18 protein-coding genes and 1 other RNA gene are annotated in these 18434 nt (G+C 67.0%); 11 read left to right on the forward strand and 8 right to left on the reverse strand.

Annotation, left to right across the window (positions count from 1 at the left end):
* From E3O22_RS16195 to rnpB, 6 genes are all read left to right on the forward strand, one after another.
* The coding region (locus tag E3O22_RS16195) for a response regulator transcription factor (RefSeq protein WP_241976452.1) at positions 1-271 on the forward strand (271 nt) is incomplete at its 5' end.
* Between the two features lie 53 nt (positions 272-324).
* Positions 325-828: a DUF427 domain-containing protein gene (locus E3O22_RS00235; RefSeq protein WP_134395885.1), complete on the forward strand. Its 504-nt coding sequence runs from the start codon at positions 325-327 to the stop codon at positions 826-828.
* The gene (locus E3O22_RS00240) at positions 825-1808 is read left to right on the forward strand and encodes a DMT family transporter (protein ID WP_241976453.1); all 984 of its coding nucleotides are present in this window, start codon (positions 825-827) and stop codon (positions 1806-1808) included. Before E3O22_RS00235 ends, E3O22_RS00240 begins: the two co-directional genes overlap by 4 nt.
* Entirely contained in the window at positions 1768-2589 is an 822-nt protein-coding gene (locus E3O22_RS00245; protein ID WP_134395887.1) for a Nif3-like dinuclear metal center hexameric protein, read from the forward strand. Before E3O22_RS00240 ends, E3O22_RS00245 begins: the two co-directional genes overlap by 41 nt.
* A gap of 68 nt (positions 2590-2657) precedes the next feature.
* A complete protein-coding gene (locus E3O22_RS00250) occupies positions 2658-3395 on the forward strand; it encodes a zinc ribbon domain-containing protein (RefSeq protein WP_134395888.1) in 738 nt (245 codons plus the stop codon).
* Positions 3396-3439: 44 nt separating this feature from the next.
* An RNA gene (gene rnpB, locus E3O22_RS00255) (RNase P RNA component class A) lies at positions 3440-3816 on the forward strand.
* Between the two features lie 49 nt (positions 3817-3865).
* Here the strand turns inward: rnpB and ppgK are convergent.
* On the reverse strand, positions 3866-4630 hold the full coding sequence (ppgK, locus tag E3O22_RS00260) for a polyphosphate--glucose phosphotransferase (protein WP_134395889.1): 765 nt from the start codon (positions 4628-4630) through the stop codon (positions 3866-3868).
* Positions 4631-4649: 19 nt separating this feature from the next.
* Positions 4650-5516: a type I methionyl aminopeptidase gene (gene map / locus E3O22_RS00265; protein ID WP_134395890.1), complete on the reverse strand. Its 867-nt coding sequence runs from the start codon at positions 5514-5516 to the stop codon at positions 4650-4652.
* Positions 5517-5528: 12 nt separating this feature from the next.
* Here map and E3O22_RS00270 point away from each other — a divergent pair, with 12 nt between their 5' ends.
* Positions 5529-5717 (forward strand): SPOR domain-containing protein, encoded by a 189-nt coding sequence (locus E3O22_RS00270; RefSeq protein ID WP_134395891.1) that lies wholly within the window; start codon positions 5529-5531, stop codon positions 5715-5717.
* 18 nt (positions 5718-5735) lie between these two features.
* Here E3O22_RS00270 and panB read toward each other — a convergent pair whose 3' ends face one another.
* Positions 5736-6608 carry a 3-methyl-2-oxobutanoate hydroxymethyltransferase gene (gene panB / locus E3O22_RS00275; RefSeq protein WP_104171103.1) on the reverse strand — a complete coding sequence of 291 codons (873 nt, stop codon included), beginning with the start codon at positions 6606-6608 and terminating at the stop codon, positions 5736-5738.
* A gap of 101 nt (positions 6609-6709) precedes the next feature.
* Between panB and E3O22_RS00280 the strand changes: the two genes are divergently transcribed.
* Positions 6710-8047: a glutamine synthetase family protein gene (locus tag E3O22_RS00280; RefSeq protein ID WP_134395892.1), complete on the forward strand. Its 1338-nt coding sequence runs from the start codon at positions 6710-6712 to the stop codon at positions 8045-8047.
* 20 nt (positions 8048-8067) lie between these two features.
* Positions 8068-11103: a bifunctional [glutamine synthetase] adenylyltransferase/[glutamine synthetase]-adenylyl-L-tyrosine phosphorylase gene (locus E3O22_RS00285; RefSeq protein WP_134395893.1), complete on the forward strand. Its 3036-nt coding sequence runs from the start codon at positions 8068-8070 to the stop codon at positions 11101-11103.
* Between the two features lie 81 nt (positions 11104-11184).
* Here the strand turns inward: E3O22_RS00285 and glnA are convergent, their stop codons facing one another.
* Positions 11185-12609 carry a type I glutamate--ammonia ligase gene (gene glnA / locus E3O22_RS00290; RefSeq protein ID WP_104101957.1) on the reverse strand — a complete coding sequence of 475 codons (1425 nt, stop codon included), beginning with the start codon at positions 12607-12609 and terminating at the stop codon, positions 11185-11187.
* Positions 12610-12753: 144 nt separating this feature from the next.
* Between glnA and E3O22_RS00295 the strand changes: the two genes are divergently transcribed.
* Positions 12754-13194, forward strand: coding sequence for an RDD family protein (locus E3O22_RS00295; protein ID WP_104101960.1), 441 nt, complete (start codon positions 12754-12756; stop codon positions 13192-13194).
* Positions 13195-13216: 22 nt separating this feature from the next.
* On the opposite strand, the gene E3O22_RS00300 is transcribed toward E3O22_RS00295, so the two are convergent.
* The 3 genes from E3O22_RS00300 to lipB are packed head-to-tail and all read right to left on the reverse strand — an operon-like array spanning position 13217 to position 15597.
* Positions 13217-13927, reverse strand: a complete 711-nt coding sequence (locus E3O22_RS00300) for a DUF4191 domain-containing protein (RefSeq protein WP_134395894.1) — start codon at positions 13925-13927, stop codon at positions 13217-13219.
* A gap of 48 nt (positions 13928-13975) precedes the next feature.
* The gene (lipA, locus tag E3O22_RS00305; RefSeq protein WP_134395895.1) at positions 13976-14965 is read right to left on the reverse strand and encodes a lipoyl synthase; all 990 of its coding nucleotides are present in this window, start codon (positions 14963-14965) and stop codon (positions 13976-13978) included.
* Positions 14962-15597, reverse strand: a complete 636-nt coding sequence (gene lipB / locus E3O22_RS00310) for a lipoyl(octanoyl) transferase LipB (protein ID WP_134395896.1) — start codon at positions 15595-15597, stop codon at positions 14962-14964. The genes lipA and lipB overlap by 4 nt, the downstream gene beginning before the upstream one ends.
* Positions 15598-15823: 226 nt before the next feature.
* Between lipB and E3O22_RS00315 the strand changes: the two genes are divergently transcribed.
* On the forward strand, positions 15824-17278 hold the full coding sequence (locus tag E3O22_RS00315) for a protein kinase (protein ID WP_134397061.1): 1455 nt from the start codon (positions 15824-15826) through the stop codon (positions 17276-17278).
* Between the two features lie 29 nt (positions 17279-17307).
* On the opposite strand, the gene E3O22_RS00320 is transcribed toward E3O22_RS00315, so the two are convergent.
* On the reverse strand, positions 17308-18434 hold a 1127-nt coding region (locus E3O22_RS00320), incomplete at its 5' end, for a 2-oxo acid dehydrogenase subunit E2 (protein WP_134397062.1).

Genomic DNA, 18434 nt, shown 5'->3' on the forward strand with positions numbered 1-18434 from the left:
GGGGGGGGAGTCGCTGCTCACCCCGCTGCTGGCCAGCCGGGTGGCAACCTCCTTGGGGCTGGACCGAGGAGACCCAGCCGCCCGAGCGCTGACGACGCGAGAGCGGCAAGTCCTCGATTTGATCTCCCGGGGCCTCACCAACCGCCAGATCGGCGAGCGCCTTGACCTGGCGGAGAAGACGGTAAAGAACTATGTGTCGGGGGTGCTCAGCAAACTCGGCATGGAGCGCCGTACCCAGGCCGCCGTCTTCGGGGTGGAGTTGCAGCGCTAGGAGGGTTCGTCCACTGTTCGAATTCGCCCGGCCGCTCCCGGTACGCTGGCCGGATGAAGCCGTATCGCACTAACCGGGTTGTGCCCGGACCCGGCCAGGAATCGGCCTGGGATTACCCGCGACCGCCCCGCGTGGAGGCGAGCGCCGACCGGGTCGTCGTCACCCTCGGGGGCCTGGTCCTGGTCGACACCGACGATGCCGTCCGGGTGCTCGAGACCAGCCATCCGCCGGTCTACTACCTGCCGCGTTCCGCGTTCCGGGCGGGGAGCCTCGAACCGGTGACCGGCCGATCGTACTGCGAGTACAAGGGCGAGGCGTCGTACCTGAGCGTGGTCACCCCGGGGCGTGTGGAGAAGGCGGCCGGGTGGTACTACCCGTCGCCGACGCGGGGCTTCGAGGATCTGGCAAACCGCGTCGCGCTGTACCCCGGACGGATGGACCTCGTTACCGTGAACGGGGAAGCGGTGCTGCCTCAGCCGGGCGACTTCTACGGCGGCTGGATCACCTCCCGGGTCGTCGGACCGTTCAAGGGGGCTCCCGGCACTCTCGGATGGTGACGCCGCCGCGAACCGTCGCGAGCCGGCTCGGCGTGGCCCCCATCTTTCTGGCCGCGCTGCTCTGGGGCACGACGGGCACGGCCGCGCACTTCCTGCCCGGCAGCGTCAGCCCGCTGGCGACCGGGGCGGCCACGATGGTCGTGGGCGGCGCGCTGCTCTTCACGCTTTCCGCCCGAAGCGCCCGGGCAACCCTCCGAGACTGCTCCGTGCGCCGCTGGGTGCTGGCAGGGGTCGCCGGCATCGTCGTCTACCCGCTCGCTTTCTACAGTGCGATTAACCTGGCCGGGGTGGCTGTCGGCACGGTCGTGTCGCTGGGGTCTGCGCCCGTCTTTGCCGCGGGGATCGAGTTCCTGGCGGAGCGCCGGGCGGTCACACGGCTCTGGGCACTGTGCACACTGGTGGCTCTGCTCGGCACGATTCTGCTGATCAACGGCCGGCAGTCGGACCAGGCCGCCGGGTCCGCTCTTCTGGGCGTTCTGCTCGGGCTGTTGGCCGGGCTCAGCTACGCGCTCTACACGCACGCATCCCACCGGGTGATCGCGGGCGGGCACAGCTCCCGGGCCACGATGGGGGCGCTCTTCGGCGTCGGCGCGCTGTGCCTCGTACCGGTGCTCGCGGCCACGGGAGCACAGCTGCTCCAGAGCACCGGCAGCCTGAGCGTCACCGCCTACCTCGCGATCGGGCCCATGTTCGTCGCCTACTTGCTTTTCGGCCGCGGCCTGCGCACGGTCCGCGGCAGCACGGCGACCAGCATCACCCTAGTCGAACCGCTCGTGGCTACGCTGCTGGCGGTCCTGATCGTCGGCGAGCGGTTGCCACCGTCCGGCTGGGCCGGGCTCGGGCTGCTTCTGGTGGCGGTGACCGCGCTTGCAGTTCTTCGGGATCCCGGCCAACCGTCGTCAGGAGAGCGCACCGCCTCGTCACCGGTAGGCTTACGAGGTGCCCGTCTCACTCGCCGATGTAAGTCGAATCATCCATGAACTGTGGCCGTTGTCCGGTGCCGAAGTCTGGGACGCCCCGGGTCTGGTCTGCGGCAACCCCGGCCAGCCGGTCGAGTCGATCCACCTGGCTGTGGACGCCGTCTCCGCGACCGTGGACGAGGCGGTCGGATATGACGCAGACCTGCTCCTGGTTCACCATCCGCTCCTGCTGCGCGGCGTCACGTCGGTCGCCGAAGACCGTTACAAGGGCGCCCTGATCGGTCGTCTGATCCGAGCGAATTGCGCTCTCCTTGCGGCGCACACCAACGCGGATGTCGTCGTGGACGGCGTCTCGGACATCCTCGCCACCCGACTCGGCCTCGTTGACCCAGCCCCCATCACGGCGGGCGCCGCGGCGGGAACGGGAATCGGCCGGGTCGGCCGGCTCGCGCACCCGACCACCCTGGGCCAACTGGCCCACCGCCTCGCCCAGCTCCTGCCGGCGACCGCCACCGGCGTCCGGGTCGCGGGGGAGTACGGCAGTGTCGTCGAAACCGTCTCGCTCTGCGGTGGTGCAGGCGATTCCCTTCTCCCTCATCCCGCCGTGCAGTCGTCCGATGTGTATATCACCTCCGATCTCCGTCACCACCCGGCGTCGGAGGCCCGTGAGCAGTCCGGGCTGTCGGGGGGCACCCCTGCCCTGATCGACGTGTCGCACTGGGCCAGTGAATGGCTCTGGATCGAACCGGCCGCCGAACAGTTGCGGGCTCTTCTGCCTGGTGTGCGCATCACCAGCAGTTCCCTGCGCACGGATCCCTGGGACTTCGCGATCGTGCAGTAGCCTGCCGATGAAGTTCGGATTCACCCCCAACGCTCGTTCATATTTCTATTTGCAAAGGTCAGGACATCGTGAAGGCATCCCCCGTAGAACAGAAGGAGCTTCTCCGGCTTCAGTCCCTCGACATCAGGCTGCAGCAGGTCGAGCACCAGACGAAGGCCCTGCCCCAGCACGCCGAGATCCGGGAACTCACCACGTTGTTCGACACCACCCGGATGGCCTTCGGCACGCGCGCCGGAGAACGTGATGACGTGCGCACCGAGCTGGCGCGGATCGAATCCGACGTCGATGTGGTCGAGAAGCGCATCGCGCGGGACACCGACCGGGTTCAGCACACCTCCTCGGTGAAAGACGTGCAGGCTTTGGAGACGGAGCTTGCGGCGCTGCGCAAACGCCTCCTCGCGCTCGAGGAGATCGAGATCGCGGTGATGGAACGGCTCGAGGAGAGCGATGCGACCGTCTCCGCGGTGGAGGCGGAACGGGACGCGATCGCGCTCCAAATCCATGACGCCGAGCAGGCGCGCAACGAAAGCCTCGCCGATCTGAACCGGCAGCTCGGCGAACTCCGCCGGGACCGGGCCGCCGTCGCCGGCAGCGTCGCCGAGGACCTCGCCGCGCTGTACGAGAAACGTTTCGTGACGGGGCGGGGAAACGCCGCCGCCCTGTTGCGGGCGCGCACCTGCAGCGGCTGCACGATGACGCTCACCGGCAGTGACCTCGATGCCGTGCGTTCCTCGCCGGCTGACGAGGTCCTGTTCTGCCCGGACTGCGGGGCGATCCTGGTTCGCACGGAGGAGTCCGGGATCTAGGTGGAGCCGGGCCCCGCCGGCGGCCTGTACTCTGGACTGTGGAATGGGTCGGCAAGACGGTCGCGTCATCCGCTACCTTCGGGTCAGCGGATGCCGAGGAACGTCCGGGCTCCGCAGAGCAGGATGGTGGGTAACACCCACCCGGGGTAACCCGCGAGACAGTGCCACAGAAAGTAGACCGCCTCCGGTTTCGGCCGGTGGTAAGGGTGAAACGGTGGTGTAAGAGACCACCAGAGGCCAGGGTGACCTGGTCGGCTAGGTAAACCTCGTCCGGAGCAAGGTCAGACAGGAAACGCCAAGGCGGCTCGCCGAGTTTCCGGGTAGACCGCTAGAGGGCTACGGCAACGTAGTCCCGAGATAGATGGCCGTCCAGGGTGCTACGGCATCGGGACAGAACCCGGCGTAATAGTCGGCCCATTCCACCCTCCGGCCTCCAGGTTCTGCGCCGGGGCGCTGCCACCCCGGGCAGGTCAGCCCTGATGCTTGACGGCGAGTGCGGCGGCCCCGAGGATTCCCGCGTTGTTGCGGTGCACGGCCGGGATGATGGCTGTCTTCAGTCGCAGAAGGGGCAGGAAGTCCTGGTGGTGCTTGGACACGCCGCCGCCGACGATGAAGAGGTCCGGCGAGAACAGTGCCTCCAAGGTCGAGTAGTACTTCTGCAGCCGACCGGCCCATTTTTCCCAGCTCAGGTTCTCCCTCTCCTTGGCGGAGTACGCGGCCTTGGTTTCGTAGTCGACGCCCTCGATCTGCAGATGGCCGAGTTCGGTGTTCGGCACCAGCAAACCGTCGTTGAGCAGTGCGGTTCCGATTCCGGTGCCGAGGGTCGTCATGATGACCACCCCCCTCACCCCCTTCGCCGCGCCGAATTGCGTCTCCGCGTAGCCGGCGGCATCCGCGTCGTTCACGAAGTGAATGGGCTGGCCGAGACCCTTCTCGAAGAGATTCTCGGCGGAGAGGCCGATCCACTTGTCCGAGACGTTGGCGGCCGACATGGTGTGGCCGTTCTTGACGACGGCGGGGAAGCAGATGCCCACCGGCAGCGCGCCGGCACCCTCCTCGGCGGAAACGGTTGTCAGGAGGGTCCTGGTCGTTTCGATGATGTCGGCTGGTCGGCCGCCTTTGGGCGTGGGAAGCTTCACGCGATCGGACAGGAGCTTCCCGGTGGACAGATCGACCACCGCTCCCTTGATCCCGGTGCCGCCAATGTCAATGCCGATGGCCATGGTTGAACTCATAGTCAAAACCTACCGGTTGTCAGGAGAGGGTGAGGATCTCGGCGCCGCGGTCGGTCACCACGAGGGTGTGCTCGAACTGGGCGGTGATGCTCTTGTCTCGGGTCGTCACGGTCCAGTCATCCGCCCACATGTCCCAGTCGGTCCCGCCCAGGGTGAGCATCGGTTCGATCGTGAAGACCATGCCGACCTCCATCACGGTGTCGTAGACGGGAGCGGAGTCGTAGTGCGGGATGATCAGGCCGGAGTGGAAGGCCTCGCCGACGCCGTGTCCGGTGAAGTCCCGAACGACCCCATAGCCGAACCTCTTGGCGTAGGACTCGATGGCGCGGCCGATCACGTTCACCTGGCGTCCGGGAGCGACGGCCTTGATACCGCGGGCGAGAGCCTCCCGGGTGCGTTCGACGAGGAGCCTGACCTCATCCCGTGCCTCACCGACGATGAAGGTGGCGTTCGTGTCGCCGTGCACACCGTTCTTGTAGGCGGTGATGTCGATGTTGACGATGTCGCCGTTCTCAAGAACGGTGTCGTCCGGGATGCCGTGGCAGATGACCTCGTTCACGGAACTACACAGTGATTTGGGGAACCCCCGATAGCCGAGCGTCGACGGGTAGGCGTCACGCTCGATCATGAACTCGTGGCCGATCCGGTCGAGTTCCTCTGTCGTCACGCCGGGGCGGATGGCCTGTGCGACAGCTTCGATGGCCCCGGCCGCAATCCGGCCTGATTCCCGGATCAGCTCGATGCGCTCGGAGGAGTACAGATCCGATCCGGTGAAGGGCGAGGGCATCCCCTTACCGACGTACTCCGGGCGCACGATGTGGCGGGGAACGGCGCGGAGCGGAGAAACCGCGCCCGGGAGGAGGTGACCAACAGAATCCTTAGGCATAGGATCAAGCTTATGTCCGAAGGCACCGATCATCAGTTCTGGTACAACATGCGCACGGGCGCGGTCGAGCAGGGGATGCAGTCCCCCTCTATAGACCGCGTCGGGCCGTTCGCCACCCGGGAGGAGGCCGTCCACGCGCTGGAGAAGCTGCGCGCGAACAGCGCCAAGTGGGCCGCGGAAGAGGCCGAAAACGACCGCTAGTCCCGCGAGCGGCGAGATCTACTCGTAGCTGTGTTCCGGCCCGGGGTACGCGCCGGAGTCGACGTCGTCCTTGAACCGGTGCACAGCATCCGTCAGCACGCCGCGCAGGTTGGCGTACTGCCGAACGAATCGGGGCACTCGCCCCTCGGTCATGCCGGCGAAATCCGTCCACACCAACAGTTGGCCGTCGACGTCGGGCCCAGCACCCACCCCGATCGTGGGGATGTCGAGCCGTGCGGTGACCAGTGCCGCGACCGTCGCCGGGACCATCTCGAGTACGACCGCGAAGGCGCCGGCGTCCTGCACCGCGAGGGCGTCTTCAATCAGCTGATCCGCGGCCTCGCCGCGGCCCTGGATCATGTGTCCGCCCAGCCCGTGCTCGCTCTGAGGGGTGAAGCCGACATGCCCCATCACGGGGATCCCCGATGACACGATGCGCTTGATCTGCTTGTGGCTGCGAACCCCGCCCTCGAGCTTGACCGCGTGGGCCTGCGCTTCCTTCATGAAACGCACGGCGGTGTGCAGGGCCTCGCTCTGGCCGGTCTCGTACGAACCGAAGGGCATATCCGCGACGACGAGTGCGCGGGTCACGGCGCGCGCGACGGCCCGGGTGAGCGGGATGAGCTCGTCGACCGTCACCGGGAGGGTGGTCTCGTAGCCGAACACGTTGTTACCGGCCGAATCGCCCACGAGCAGGAAGTCGATGCCGGCCTGGTCGAAGATCTGGGCCGTGAGCATGTCGTAGCTGGTGAGCCCCGTAATCGGGATGCCCTGCTGCTTGGCGTTGTGAAAATGGCGCGTCCGCACCCGTTTGGGTCCGGACTGCACGGAAACGAAGGGATTCAGCTCGCTGACGGGCTGAGGTTCGTCCGGAACGGTCGACTCTGGCATGCCTCAAGTGTAGTCAAGGAGCGTTCGGGCCGATCGGCGGTCGGTTTCGCCCGAGAGTCCACGCCAGACAGTAGCCTAGGGAGCGACAAGAAAGGGCGTGAATGGACAAGCAGCGCGACTTCGTTCTTCGGACCATCGAGGAGCGGGGAATCAAGTTCATCCGACTCTGGTTCACGGATGTCGTCGGCACCCTCAAATCGGTGGCCATCGCACCCGCAGAGGTTGAGGGCGCATTCGCCGAGGGTCTCGGTTTCGACGGTTCGGCGATCGAGGGTCTCACCCGGTCGTTCGAGGCGGATGTGCTCGCGCACCCGGACCCGACCACGTTCCAGATCCTGCCCTGGCGCGGCGAGATCGACCCGACCGCCCGCATGTTCTGCGACATCATGACGCCGGACGGTCAGCCGGCCGTCGCCGATCCGCGAAATGTGCTCAAGCGCACGCTGGCCAAAGCAGCCGACCGCGGTTTCACGTTCTATACCCACCCCGAAATTGAGTTCTACCTGCTCAAGTCGTCCAAGTATGGCAAGAACGGCCCCGTGCCGGTGGACCACGCCGGCTACTTCGACAACGTTCCCGGCGGCACAGCCCACGACTTCCGCCGCCGGTCGGTGCGGATGCTCGAAGACCTGGGCATTTCGGTGGAATTCAGCCACCACGAGGCCGGTCCCGGTCAGAACGAGATCGACCTGCGCTACGCGGATGCGCTGACCACGGCGGATAACATCATGACCTTCCGCACGGTCATCAAGGAGGTGGCCATCGAGCAGGGCGTCTACGCGACGTTCATGCCGAAGCCGATGTCGGAGCACCCCGGGTCAGGAATGCACACGCACCTGTCCCTGTTCGAGGGCGACACCAACGCGTTCTTCGAGGCGGGCGCCCAATACCAGCTCTCTAAGACCGGCCGCCAGTTCATCGCCGGGCTGCTCAAGCATGCCCCGGAGATCACCGCCGTCACGAACCAGTTCGTGAACTCCTACAAGCGACTGTGGGGCGGGGACGAAGCCCCCAGCTTCGTGTGCTGGGGCCATAACAACCGGTCCGCCCTGATCCGGGTGCCACTCTACAAGCCCAATAAGGGGCAGAGCGCCCGCGTCGAGTACCGGGCCATCGACTCGGCAGCGAATCCGTACCTCGCGTACTCCCTCATGCTGGCCGCCGGGCTCAAGGGAATCGAAGAGGGCTACGAGCTTCCCCCCGAGGCCGAGGACAATGTGTGGGGCCTGAGCGACACCGAGCGGCGCGCTCTGGGCTACCGGCAGCTTCCAGCGAGCCTGGACCACGCGATCCAGTACATGGAGGAGTCCGAGTTGGTTGCCGAGACGCTGGGCGAGCACGTGTTCAACTATGTGCTGCTGAACAAGCGCCAGGAGTGGAAGGATTACCGCTCGCAGGTCACTCCCTTCGAGCTCGACAAGAACCTCGAGATGCTCTAACGGTCGGGAGACGAGACCGGATGGCACGGGAACAGCTGACCCTGACCGAGCTCGCCCGGGTAGGCTTCGTCGAGCTGCGAGAGGTGCGTTTCCGGCTGGACGAGGTCGGTGACCTGGGCGGACCCGAATCGGCCGCCCTGCTGCCGCTGCTCGGCAAGACGGCCAACCCGGATGCCGCCCTCGCGGCCCTCGTGTCTCTGCTGCGCCAGGCACCGCACGAGGTGCGGGCGTTGCTGCTGCACCCGGAGGCGACCCAGCGGCTGTTGCGAGTCGTCGGCGCGTCGAGCGGACTGACCGAGTTCTTCCTGCGTCATCCGGAGGAATTGACGGTTCTCGCCCAGCCGCTCACGGCCCTTCCCGACCTGCCGGAACTGATCGAGGACCTGCTGGATTCGGTCGGTACCCGAGACGGTTTCGCCAGCCTCGTCGACGATGAGGGCTGGGTCGCCCTGCGGGTGCGCTACCGGCGCCGACTGGCGCAGCTGGCCGCCTACGACCTCGAGCAGGCCGACCCGGTCGCGGGCCTGGACGCCGTCGCCCGCACGCTCGCCGACCTGGCGGCCGCCGCGCTGGAGGCCTCCCTGGCCGTCGCGCGGAGCATGTCCACCGGCCTGGTCGCGGGGCGAGGCGTATTCCCGGAGGAAGAGGTGCGCGCCACTCGGCTCGCGGTGATCGGCATGGGCAAGGCCGGCGCCGCCGAACTGAACTACGTCAGCGATGTCGACGTGATCTTCGTCGCCGAGGGTGACCCGGCCGCCGGCCTGGAAGCACCGCGCGCGGTCGATATCGCCACCCGGCTCGCGATCCTGCTGATGCGGGGACTGAATCAGCCCGCCGTCGAACCCGAGCTCTGGGAAGTGGACCCGAACCTCCGTCCCGAGGGCAAGTCCGGCGCCCTGGTGCGATCCCTCGAGTCTCACCTGGCCTACTACGACCGTTGGGCGAAGAGCTGGGAGTTCCAGGCGCTGCTGAAGGCCAGACCACTGGCGGGCGACCTCGAGCTCGGGGGTCGGTATGTGGCGGCGGTGTCCCCAAAGGTGTGGACCAGTGCCAGCCGGGAGAATTTCGTCGAGTCCGTGCAGCGGATGCGCGAGCGCGTCACCAAGAACATACCGGAGGACGAAGTCGCCGTGCAGTTGAAGCTCGGCCCCGGCGGCCTTCGCGACATCGAGTTCACCGTGCAGCTTCTGCAGCTCGTGCACGGTCAGGCGGATCCGGCGGTTCGGCAGGCCGGCACCCTGCCAGCGCTGTCCGCGCTGGCCGAGAGCGGATACGTCGGGCGCGCTGAAGCGGCCGAGTTCGCTCAGGAGTACCGCATCCTGAGGCTGATGGAGCACCGTTTGCAGCTGGAGAAGCTCCGGCGCACCCACCTTGTCCCGCGCGACGAGTCGAGCCTTCGCGTCCTCGCCCGGGCGACCGGGCTCGCGCCGAACGCCGCCCAGCTGAGCGTCCGGTGGCTGAACACCAAGCACCGGGTGCGCGGCCTGCATGAGCGCCTGTTCTACCGCCCACTTCTGTCCGCGGTGGCCGCGCTCCCGGCGGACGGGCTGGGCCTCACCAGCGCCCAGGCCGAGGCCCGGCTGGCCGCCATCGGATTCCGCAACACCAAGGGGGCCCTCGGTCACATCGCGGCCCTCACCGGCGGGGTGTCCCGACGGGCCACGATTCAGCGCAATCTCCTGCCTGTGTTGCTGCAATGGTTCTCCGAGGGAGCCGACCCCGACTACGGGCTGCTCGCGTTCCGGCGCCTGAGCGACAGTCTCGGTACGACCTACTGGTTCCTGCGCATGCTCCGCGACTCATCCGGGGCCGCCGAGCGACTCACCCGGGTGCTGTCCTCATCCCGTTTCGTCGGCGAGCTCCTGGAGACGATTCCCGAATCCGTGGCCTGGCTGGAAGACGAGGACGACTTGCGGCCCCGCAGCGCGGCCACCCTCCGTGAGGAGGCTCGCGCCGTGCTGGCACGGCACGAGAGCCCGGATGCGGCCGCCTCGATCCTGCGCACTGCCCGGCGCCGCGAAATGCTGCGGCTGGCGTTCTCGGCGATTCTGGGCCAGGTCAGCATCGACGAGCTGGCGACGGGGCTCACCGACGTCACCGCAACCATCATCGAGGGGGTGCTTGCCGCCATCCGTGGCACCACGCTTGACGGTGCGGAAGACGGTCAGGACGCCGACGGGATCGAATTTGCCGTGATCGGCATGGGCCGGTTCGGCGGCTCGGAACTGGGGTTCGGCTCGGATGCCGACGTGATGTACGTCTTCCGCCCGGGCACCCTCATCGGCGAGGCAGCCCACGACCGGGCGAAGTTCATCGTCAAGGAGTTGTCGCGGCTCACCGATGACAACCGCCTGCCTCTGGACCTGGACATCGGGTTGCGCCCTGAGGGGAAGAACGGTTCCGTCGCCAGGTCCCTCGAGTCCTACGAGGCCTATTACCGGCGTTGGTCGCTCACCTGGGAGGCACAGGCGCTGTTGCGGGGGAGAGGAGTCGCCGGCGACGCCCGGCTCCTGGCCGACTTCGAGGCCGTTGCCGACGAGGTACGGTATCCGTCATCGATCAGCGAACAGGCGATCCGTGAGGTCAAGCGGATCAAGGCCAGAGTCGAAAACGAACGGCTGCCGCAGGGCGCCGATCCCAACCGGCACCTCAAGCTCGGCCGAGGGTCGCTGAGCGACGTGGAGTGGTTCGTGCAGCTGCTTCAGCTGCAGCATGCGGCCGATAGCGCCAAGCTGCGCACCTCGTCGACGCTCGGCGCCCTCCGCGCGGCCGTCGCCGCGGGTCTGGTCAACGAGACGGATGCCGAAACTCTCACCACCGCGTGGCTCTTCGCGTCGCGCTGCCGGTCCGCGATCACCCTCTGGACCAACAAGACCGCGGATGTCCTCCCGACCGACCGCGTGCAGCTCGAGGGCGTCGCCCGGGTGATGGAATACCCGCCGGGCTCTGCCAACCAGCTCGAGGAGGAATACCTCTCGGTGACCCGCCGCGCCCGCGCGGTGTTCGAGAGACTGTTCTACGGGCCGGTGGAGCGCGCCGGCCCCTTCGGCGGGTAGGTCCGGTATAGGCAGGAGGACCGCATCCCATAGGGGATGCGGTCCTCCTGCCTATACCCAGCCGGTTGCCGGGGCTACGGTCTAGACGCCGTAGTAGAGCTCGAACTCGAACGGGTGCGGACGCTGCGCGAGCGGCTTGATTTCCATCTCACGCTTGTAGTCGATCCAGGTTTCGATCAGTTCGGGCGTGAAGACATTGCCGGCAAGCAGGAAGTCGTGATCGTTCTCGAGGGCTACGAGGGCCTCGCCGAGCGACGCGGGAACCTGCGGAATGTTCTTGGCCTCTTCGGGCGGCAGCTCGTAGAGGTCCTTGTCGACCGGCTCGTGCGGTTCGATCCGGTTCTTGATACCGTCCAGGCCGGCCATCAGTTGGGCGGCGAAGGCGAGATACGGGTTGCCCGACGCATCGGGAGCGCGGAACTCGATGCGTTTCGCCTTCGGGTTGGTGCCCGTGATCGGGATCCGGATGGACGCCGAACGGTTGCCCGCCGAGTAGACGAGGTTGACGGGAGCTTCGAACCCCGGCACCAGACGGTGGTAGGAGTTGACGCTCGGGTTGGTGAAGGCGAGTACGGCCGGTGCGTGCTTGAGCAGACCACCGATGTACCAGCGGGCGACGTCGGACAGTCCGCCGTAGCCGGACTCGTCGTAGAAAAGGGGCTTGCCGTCGGCCCACAGTGACTGGTGCGTGTGCATGCCGGAGCCGTTGTCGCCGAACAGCGGCTTCGGCATGAACGTGGCCGTCTTTCCCCACTCGGCGGAGGTGTTCTTGACGATGTACTTGAACTTGAGCAGATCGTCGGCTGCGTGCACCATCGTGTCGAAGCGGTAGTTGATCTCGCCCTGGCCGCCGGTGCCGACCTCGTGGTGGCTGCGTTCCAGGATGAGTCCGGCGTCAATCAGCTTGAGGCAGATGTCGTCGCGCAGGTCGGCGTGCTGGTCGACCGGGCTGACGGGGAAGTAGCCGCCCTTAAAAGGCGTCTTGTTGGCGAGGTTTCCGCCGACCTCTTCCTTGCCCGAGTTCCAGGCACCCTCGCTGGAGTCCACGGAGTAGAAGCTGGAGTGCTGGTTCACTTCGTAGCGAACATCGTCGAAGATGTAGAACTCGGCCTCCGGAGCGAAAAAAGCGGTGTCCGCGATCCCGGTCGAAGCCAGGTACTTCTCGGCCTTCTTGGCAACCTGACGCGGGTCCTTCGAGTAGATCTCGCCGTTGCGCGGGTTGTAGATGTCGAAGAGCATGATGAGAGTGCGCTCGGTGCGGAACGCGTCGATGTAGGCCGTGGTCACGTCCGGGATCAGCTGCATGTCGGATTCGTGGATCGACGCGAAACCGCGGATCGACGAACCGTCGAACATCTGCCCGACCGTGAAGAACTCCTCATCGACGGTCGACGCGGGGATGTTGAAGTGCTGCTGAACACCCGGCAAGTCGGTGAAACGGATGTCAAGGAACTTGACGTCCGTGTCTTTGATGAACTTGAGCACTTCTGACGAATCGCGGAACATGCGGTTTTTTCTCCAAACGACGTGGGCATAGAACGTGTAAGTCGCGCGCTGCGGCTCCTTTGAGGCTACTGGGATGCCATTACCCGGCGGTGACGCTTATGTTTCACACATGTTACAGCGGGGCCCGCTCGGTAGACTCAGCCCGTGTCTGCCGCAGCCTCGAATTCGACCACTTTTGGACAACTTCCACCGAGCCGTTGGCCGGGGGAGCGCCTCGGCCTGCCGAACGAGGGAACTCGGTCCGTGGGGCGCGTCGGCCGCCGGATTGGCGCCCTCGCGCTGGACTGGGCCCTGGCCTACGGGGCGGCGGCACTGTTCTTCAGCACGAGCGGCGTGGTCAACGGCTTCGCTGTGACCGCCATTTTCGTGGGGCTCCAGATCGTGTTCATCCCGACCATCGGCGGCAGCATCGGCCACCGTCTGGTCGGGCTCCGGGTCGTTCCGCTCCAGCCGGGTTGGGTCGGGTTGTGGCGCCCCGTTGTGCGGTCCCTGCTGCTCGGGCTAGCGGTCCCCGCTCTGGTCTGGGACTCGGACCAGCGCGGCTTCCACGACAAGGTCGCAGGAACGGTGCTCATCCGCTCCTAGCCTGAGCCGCGCGGCGAAGTACCTAGTTCCCGCGCTGCGGACGCGCCTTCATCGGGTCGACGCCCTTGGGGATCGGCAGTTTCTTGGTCATGGAGTTCAACCGGTTGTTCACGGCGAGCACCTCGGCCTTGGTCAGGGTGGGCTTGATCCGGGTGAGGCGCCGGGCCAGTTTGTGCAGCGGCACGGCATCGGCGTCGGGGCCGACGCTGATGATGGTGACGGCGATGCTGCCGCCGAGCCTGGTCACCATCCGGCGCTCTTCCTCGAGCATGCGGGCCGTTCGGGTGCGCGGCCCTTCACTGATCAGCACAACGCCGCCGCGGCCGACAGCCCGGTACACGGCATCCTGAGTCTTGCCGTTGACGGCGACGGGCATCTCACTCCCCACCCAGCCGCGCTTCAACGAACCGCGCAGCACAGCGCCGACGGCGCCGGGCTGGCCTTCGATCTGCGTGTATGCGGCCTTCTCGGCCCTCTGGCCCAGGATGATGAGCATGGCGAGGATGCCGGTGAGCAGACCCGAAATCGTCCACAGGACGATGTTGAGGATGCTCCCGGGGGACAGGATAAGGGCCAGTCCCAGCGCGACCGCGACGGGCACCACGAAGCCGAGAACCATGAACAGCACGATCTTCTTGTCGTAGCGGCGTGTCATCTGGAACACCTGCCACATTTGCTTCATGCGGCCGGGCTTCTTGGGGGGGCGGGGAGTCTTGTCCTTGCTGCGTGCCATGGTTCCAAGACTACCCAGTCACCCGAATGTCTCGTGACCGATTCTTGATCAGGAGACCGCCTGTGCGAACCCGAGGGACGCGTCCGCCAGATGGCGCAGTTGCGGCGGAACCTCGCGACCGGTCGCCAGCATGGACTGGGCCCAGAGCCGGCCCGCCCGATAGGACGAGCGCACAAGCGGGCCGGAGAGGACACCGAGGAAGCCGATGGCCTCGGCTTCCTCCTTGAGCTCGACGAACTCCTCCGGCTTCACCCAGCGGGCCACGGGCAGATGACGCGCGCTCGGCCGCAGATACTGGGTGATCGTGATGATGTCGGTCCCGGCGTCGTGCAGGTCCTGGAGGGCCTGGCTGACCTCCGAGCGCTCCTCGCCCATTCCCAGGATCAAATTCGATTTCGTGATAAGTCCCGCATTGCGGCCCTGGGTAAGGACGTCCAGGGACCGTTCGTAGCGGAATGCCGGCCGGATTCGCTTGAAGATTCTCGGGACGGTCTCCACATTGTGGCCGAACACCTCGGGCTGGGCGGAAAAGACCTCGCCGAGGTGGTCCGGGTTGCCGGAGAAGTCCGGGACCAGAATCTCAACGCCGGTTCCGGGACTCTGCTGGTGGATCTGCCGGATGGTCTCCGCGTAGAGCCAGGAGCCCTCGTCGGGCAGGTCGTCGCGAGCGACGCCCGTCACCGTGGCGTAACGCAGATTCATCTTGACGACGGATTCCGCGACGCGGCGCGGCTCATCCGTGTCGTACTCGGCAGGTTTGCCGGTATCGATCTGGCAGAAGTCGCACCGCCTCGTGCACTGTGACCCGCCGATCAGGAAGGTCGCCTCGCGGTCTTCCCAGCATTCGAAGATGTTGGGGCAGCCGGCCTCCTGGCACACGGTGTGCAGGTTTTCGCCCTTCACCAGGTTTTGGAGCTTGCGGTACTCCGGTCCCATCTTCGCCACCGTCTTGATCCAGGCGGGTTTACGTTCGATCGGCGTTTCCATGTTGCGAATCTCAAGGCGGAGCATCTTGCGTCCCTCGGGCGCCGCGCTCATGCCGACACCGCCCAGGCGGTCTCGAACTGGGCCGTGATGGGGGCGATGAGATCGGCCGGGTTCACGTCGCGGCCGACCATTCTCGAGATGGTGGTGACGCCGGCATCCTTGATCCCGCAGGCGATGATGTGGTCGTACGGTTCGAGCGAGTTGTTGCAGTTGAGGGCGAAGCCGTGCATGGTCACTCCTTCCGCGACGCGGATTCCGATGGCGGCGATTTTGTCTTCCCGGCCCTCCGGGCCGACCCAGACTCCTGAACGGCCCGAGATTCGGCAGCCGACGATGTCGAAGCCCAGGAGGGCGTCGATGAGGATTCCCTCGAGGAGGCGCACGTAGCCGACGACGTCGACGGGCTCCCGGAGGCGAATGACCGGATACCCGACCAGCTGCCCGGGGCCGTGCCAGGTGATCTTCCCACCGCGGTCGGCGTCGATGACGGGGGTTCCGTTTCGGGGCCGCTCCTCGGGAGCTGTGCGCTTCCCGGCGGTATACACACTCGGATGTTCGAGAAAGATGACGGTGTCCGGCCTCTCCCCGGAGACGACGGAACGGTGGACTGCGCGTTGGAGCTCAAGGCCCTCAACATACGGCACGGAGTTGGCGCTTAGCCCCGCGACGACAAAGTCGAGCATTCCCTCATCCTAAACCCCGGCGTTCCTCCCCACGGGGTCGGCGGCCCGGTTGTCCCCGGAACGAGTCCGGGTCGGCCGGGAGGGGAGCGGCGAGGCCAGCATGTCCGGTATGAGAACTCGCGGTCGACGCGTCCGTAATCCGGGGCCTGCGTCCCCGCCCCACTCGGCTGGCGCGGTGCCCGGCGGCGGCCCCGCATTGGTCGCAGGTTACCGCGTTCTGCGGCGCTTGGCGTCCACCGACCGGGCCGACCTGTATGTGGGCGTGGCGCCGTCCCGGTCGACCTCGACCGGGGACGAGGCGCGGGAGTGGGAGCAGGGTTGCTCCACGACATCCGTCGTGCTCAAGGTCTTCCATCCGGGAACGGAGGACGTCTCGATCGAACGGGAGGTCCAAGCCCTGACCACCCTGACGGTCGGACGGCTGACCACGCTCGTCGACGTCGGCACCCTGGCCGATGGCCGCACCTGCCTCGTACTGGAACAGCTCACGGGCGGGTCGCTGAGCTGCTTTCTGGAGGGCCGCAGACACTTGCTTCCCGGGGAGGTGGTCACGATCCTGGCCCCGATCGCGGCCGCATTGGCGGAGCTGCAGGCCATCGGCCTGATCCATCCGGCCGTCAGCCTCGCGAGCATTCTCTTCGACTCCAGGGGGCGCCCGGTCCTGACCGGGCTGGGAGAGCTCCGGGCGCTGCCCGAGGCCGGTCGCGGGCGGCCCGAGGCGCTCGCCCTGGTGCACGGTCGGCTCGCGCAGGTCATCCGGACGGTGCTCGACCACGTCGATCCCGTCGTGCCGGTCCCGTCGGTCCTCCGCGACCTGGAACGGTGGTGCGCGGTGCCGGCCGCTGGCTCGGCGGCCCGCGCCTGGGGCGAGCTCGAGCATCTCCTGTTCGCCTGGGCTGAGGCCGTGCCGGTGAGGCTGGGCCGCAGCCCCGAGGCCGTCAGCGGGCCGCAACCGGCCGTCGACTGGTACCGGAGACCTCTGACTGATGATGTCGTCGGGCGTGCTCCCACGGTGAACGTCCGCCTTGCCGCGGAGGCGTCCCGGGCCAATCGGATGTTCGGCAACCGGGCCTCGCGCGTTCGCACGGCGCTTCGCCGGCTGCGGGAAGGTCACCCGGCCGGTGGGCTGAAGTCGCTGCTGGGCCGGGGGTTCCGCCTCCGCCGTGGGCCGCTGCTCCTCGTGGCCCTCATGGCCCTGCTGAGTATGGGACTGGCGGTGACGGCGCTGGCCGCGGGTGGATCAGCGCACACCGACGGAGCGCGGCCGAAGGCGTCAAAGCCGGCCGAGTTGACCACGGCTGACGGCGACCCAGTAGACGGTGACGGGTCCCCCCAAGAGGAAACCGTGGTGACCGGTGACGACCCGGTGGTTGCGCTTCCGGCCCTGCTGCGGGTCCGGAACGGGTGCCTGGCGGAGGTCTCGGTGGTCTGCCTCGATGCCGTGTACCAGGCGCAATCGGCGGCTCTGGCGGCCGACAGCTACACCCTGCGCATGATTCAACAGGGCGGCGGGGCCGCCGAAGACGAGGATTTGTCGTCGTGGGCGGCGGTTCTGGTGGAGCGAATGGGGGATGTCGCACTCGTGTCGCTTCAGGCCCCGGATGCGGAACGACAACCGGCCTCGGTCCTTGTGGTCAAGGGCGAGGCCGGCTGGCGAATCAGGGATATTTTCGACTACTAGTCGAGGTCCGGTCTCACGGACGACATCGACTAGATACCGAGGTTTGCTTCGAAGGCACCTGCCTCGAGACGCTGCTTCATGGTGACGAGGAAGCGTGAAGCATCCGCGCCGTCAATGATGCGGTGATCATAGGACAGAGCCAGAAACACGGTCGAGCGGATCGCGATCGCGTCGAGGCCACCCTGGCTGACGACGATGGGCTTCTTGTAGACAACCCCGGTGCCGAGGATGGCGCTCTGCGGCAGGAAGACGACCGGGGTGTCGAAGAGTGCACCGCGCGAACCGGTGTTGGTCAGCGTGAACGTTCCACCAGACAGCTCGTCGGGCTTGAGCTTGTTGTCGCGGGTGCGCTGGGCGAGGTCGGCGATCTGAGCGGCGAATCCGGCCAGATCGAGGTCGCCCGCGTTGCGCACGACCGGGGTCAGCAGGCCGCGTTCGGTGTCGACCGCAATGCTGATGTTCTCCTGGTTCGGGTACACGATCGTGTCGCCGTCGATGGTGGCGTTGATGATCGGGTTGGCCTGCAGTGCCTCGGCTGCAGCGAGAGCGAAGAACGGCAGAAAGGACAACTTGTTGCCCGTCTTGGCGTGAAAATCGGCTTTCACCTGATCGCGAAGAATCGCGACCCGGGTGACGTCGACCTCGACCACCGTTGTCAACTGAGCCGATGACTGCATCGAGATGACGGCGCGCTCGGCGACGACCTTGCGCAGACGCGACATGGGCTCGGTGGTCCCACGCAGGGCGGAGACCTCCACGGCCGGAGCTGTTGCTGCAGCCGTCCCGACGGGAGCGCTGGCCTGCGCGAGCGCGATGTCCTCCTTGCGGATGCGTCCACCGACACCGGTTCCGACTACGCGGGACAGATCGACACCGGCCTCGTTCGCGAGTTTGCGGACGATGGGGGTGACGTAGCCGGATGTTCCCGCGTGCGATCCGCGGGAGACGGCCGGCTCCGACGCGACCACGGGGGCAGCTGCAGGTGCCGGGACGGCGACAGGAGCAGCGGCAGGTGCCGGGGCGGCAACGGGTGCCGCGACCGGTGCGGGCGCGAACACCGGTGCGGGCGCCGCGACGGGCTCGGGAGCGGCGACCGGTGCGGGTGCCGCCACGGGTGCCGGTGCCGCCACGGGTGCGGGTGCCGCCACGGGTGCGG

The organism is Cryobacterium sp. TMT2-18-2 (genome assembly GCF_004402245.1).
GTDB classification, from domain to species: domain Bacteria; phylum Actinomycetota; class Actinomycetes; order Actinomycetales; family Microbacteriaceae; genus Cryobacterium; species Cryobacterium sandaracinum.

What these genes read in the sequence shown, in the direction of transcription:
- E3O22_RS00285 (WP_134395893.1), top strand. Translation starts at nt 8,068, where the DNA reads ATGGCACGGGAACAGCTGACCCTGACCGAGCTCGCCCGGGTAGGCTTC.
- lipB (WP_134395896.1), bottom strand. Translation starts at nt 15,597, where the DNA reads ATGCTCGACTTTGTCGTCGCGGGGCTAAGCGCCAACTCCGTGCCGTAT.
- E3O22_RS00270 (WP_134395891.1), top strand. Translation starts at nt 5,529, where the DNA reads ATGTCCGAAGGCACCGATCATCAGTTCTGGTACAACATGCGCACGGGC.
- E3O22_RS00235 (WP_134395885.1), top strand. Translation starts at nt 325, where the DNA reads ATGAAGCCGTATCGCACTAACCGGGTTGTGCCCGGACCCGGCCAGGAA.
- lipA (WP_134395895.1), bottom strand. Translation starts at nt 14,965, where the DNA reads ATGAGCGCGGCGCCCGAGGGACGCAAGATGCTCCGCCTTGAGATTCGC.
- map (WP_134395890.1), bottom strand. Translation starts at nt 5,516, where the DNA reads ATGCCTAAGGATTCTGTTGGTCACCTCCTCCCGGGCGCGGTTTCTCCG.
- panB (WP_104171103.1), bottom strand. Translation starts at nt 6,608, where the DNA reads ATGCCAGAGTCGACCGTTCCGGACGAACCTCAGCCCGTCAGCGAGCTG.
- E3O22_RS00300 (WP_134395894.1), bottom strand. Translation starts at nt 13,927, where the DNA reads ATGGCACGCAGCAAGGACAAGACTCCCCGCCCCCCCAAGAAGCCCGGC.
- ppgK (WP_134395889.1), bottom strand. Translation starts at nt 4,630, where the DNA reads ATGAGTTCAACCATGGCCATCGGCATTGACATTGGCGGCACCGGGATC.
- E3O22_RS00280 (WP_134395892.1), top strand. Translation starts at nt 6,710, where the DNA reads ATGGACAAGCAGCGCGACTTCGTTCTTCGGACCATCGAGGAGCGGGGA.
- glnA (WP_104101957.1), bottom strand. Translation starts at nt 12,609, where the DNA reads ATGTTCCGCGATTCGTCAGAAGTGCTCAAGTTCATCAAAGACACGGAC.